Here is a 2,422-nt window from a genome sequence, read left to right as displayed (position 1 = left end):
ATGGCGGGGCGTCCTGCCCCGCACGGGAAGCGCCAATCAATCGGCGCTTCCCTAGCCCGCTTGGGCGAATTTTTTCTTTGCAGATGCGTCAAGTTTCATGCGGCAAGTTTGGCCTCGGTGATGAGCCTGTCGAAGGCGGCATCCAGGCGTTTCGCGGCGTCGGCGAGCGGGCGGTTGGGTGCCTTCGGGCAACCGTCGAAGAGTTGCGAGAGGCCGGGGCGCAGGAGACGGGCGTTGAGCTTGGTGAAGAACAACGCGACGCGCTTGCCGAGGTGGGTGACCTCGTAGCGTTGCGTGTGCGGGATGCGGGCGATCAGTCCGTGCAGCCTGAGCCGGCGCAGGTCATAGGTCATCCGTCCTGGCGTGTAGTCCGCCAGCGAGACGCCGAGCAGCGCGGCGACGTGGCCGCGCAGTGCGGCATTGCGGAATCCCTCGGGCAGGAGCACGAACAGGCACAGGGCCTGGAGCAGGGCCATGACGCGGGCATTGCCGAACGGCAAGGCGGCGGCCCGTTGGCCGTCGACGAGACGGGGGCTGTTGACTTGCTCGAAGATCGACTCGGCGAGCCGGCAGTCCTGGCTGATGCGCTCGACCTCGAGCACACGGTGGTTGGCGGCAAAGCCGATGGCCCGCAGGGCAGGCAGGTTGCACAGGCGTCGGCCGAGACCGAAGTCGCGGGTGTCGTTGATGGTCGTCTCGGTGCGCAGTGCCCGTTCCTCCTTGAAGTACTGCTTGATGCGCGTGGACTTGTAGTCGATGTGCAGCGACGGCGTCACGCCGTGGGTGATGACGCGCGTGCGAAAGCGCCCCGGCGTACGCCGGCCGATGCGCCGCTCGAAGATCAGGCTGACCTGCTCGGGGCGGCCGAGGTCGAGATTCTCGCGGATGATCTCCTCGAACAGATGCCGCCCGGAAAGCGGGCGATCGAACACCTGGGTGCGCGCGAACTCCGCCTGCAGGATGGAGATGTCGTAGTCGTAGCCGGCGGCACGATCGGCCGGCGTGAACGGCTGCGGCAGACGCGCCAGCCACTTGCGCACCACCGCCTCGATGCGTGCGGCATCGAGCGTGTCGGCGATCTGTTGCAGACGCCGCGGGTCGTCGCAGCGGTGCACGCCGTTGTCGAGCGCCTCGAAGGCGATGCCCGCGCGGCGTAGTTGACACTTGGCATACTCATGCCCGTTCAGGCAGGCCCGTGCGGTGTAGGGGAAGTAGCCCGAGAACTTGATGAACAACGGCCCGAAGTCGGCGTCGACGAGGTAGAAGTAATAGTGGTTGCACATCACCGTGGAACGGTACAGCCACGGGAAACTGGTGCCGGTGCGCTCGCTGAAGCGCCTGGTGACGCGGAAGGTCGAGCAGCGCTCCTGCGCCACGCCGATGTAGAGCACGCCTTCGCCGGCGTTGAAGGACTTCAGCCGGCGCTGCGTCTCGTCGTCCTTGCGCTGCCCCTTCTCGAAGCGCACGATCTCCACGCCTTCGCGCTTGGCGAACGCCTGCACCGCCGCGGCGAACTCACGCGTCATCGGCGCCATCAGCGTGGTCGAGGCCACCTGCGCTCCACGGTGTCCCTTGAAGAACCCGACCACCCCGCCGCCGGTCTGCAAGCGCGGCTGGTAGAGGTTGAGATAGAGCCGGTCGATGCCTTCGATGTCCAGCCCAACGTGCCCATCCAACAGTTCCGCTACCGTCTGTCCTATCATTGCTCTTGGCCCCGGTTGACACATGGGCGCCATGCCCACCCGCCGCACACGCGGCTATTTCCGGAGCTTAGCCGCTCCATCGAGCAACCGGGGCCACCCCCCCACGGCTCGTTGGTCTGAGGCGAAGCCTCGCTAGACTTGGTCCGAGCACGCGGCCGACGAATCGGTATAACCCCTGGAGGCCTTGGAGCTGAAGACCATCGACGATCTCCTGGTGAGCCCGGAGGAGCGGGTGGAGCTCATCGACGGCGAGATCGTGGGCCGGCCGATGGCACGCGCCGACCACGGCATGGTGCAGGTCACCATGGCGACGGAGCTCGGCGATCTGCCCCGTCGCTCCGGGCCCGGCGGCTGGTGGATCATCACCGAGGTGAGCGTGGCCTATGAGCAGCACCAGTGCCCGAGCCATGACCTCGCCGGCCGGCCTAAGGAGCGCATGCCCGAGCGGCCGCGCGGCGTCGTGGAGCTGACACCGGACTGGGTCTGCGAGATCGTCTCCCCGGGCCACGAGCGCAAGGACACGCTGACCCTGTTCCTGCTCCTGCAACGCCACCGAGTGCCCTACTACTGGCTCATTTGGCCCGAGGACCGCACGCTGATCGTGCATCAGCTGGACGGTGAGCACTATCGCGTGGCCATGACCGTGACGGTGGCTGCCGGAGAGGCGCGGCGGCTGCGCGTCCCACCCTTCGATGACATCGAGGTGGATCTGGGCTACA

Annotated in this window: 2 protein-coding genes; one reads left to right on the top strand and one right to left on the bottom strand. The window is 66.8% G+C overall.

The window, feature by feature from the left end; all coding sequences use genetic code 11:
* Window positions 1-95: 95 nt before the first annotated feature.
* Window positions 96-1,703: a hypothetical protein gene (locus I6U14_RS09305; RefSeq protein WP_296898715.1), complete on the bottom strand. Its 1,608-nt coding sequence runs from the start codon at window positions 1,701-1,703 to the stop codon at window positions 96-98.
* Between the two features lie 175 nt (window positions 1,704-1,878).
* Between I6U14_RS09305 and I6U14_RS09300 the strand changes: the two genes are divergently transcribed.
* A partial coding sequence (locus I6U14_RS09300; protein WP_296898717.1) for a Uma2 family endonuclease occupies window positions 1,879-2,422 on the top strand: 544 nt, incomplete at its 3' end.

The organism is Thiohalocapsa sp., assembly GCF_019695415.1.
Classification (GTDB): Bacteria; Pseudomonadota; Gammaproteobacteria; order Chromatiales; family Chromatiaceae; genus Thiohalocapsa.
Note: the sequence above shows the minus strand (reverse complement) of the source record. Positions and strands in the feature narration are given on the sequence as shown.

Coding starts and splice junctions, on each gene's coding strand:
- I6U14_RS09305 (WP_296898715.1), bottom strand. CDS start 1,703: ATGATAGGACAGACGGTAGCGGAACTGTTGGATGGGCACGTTGGGCTG.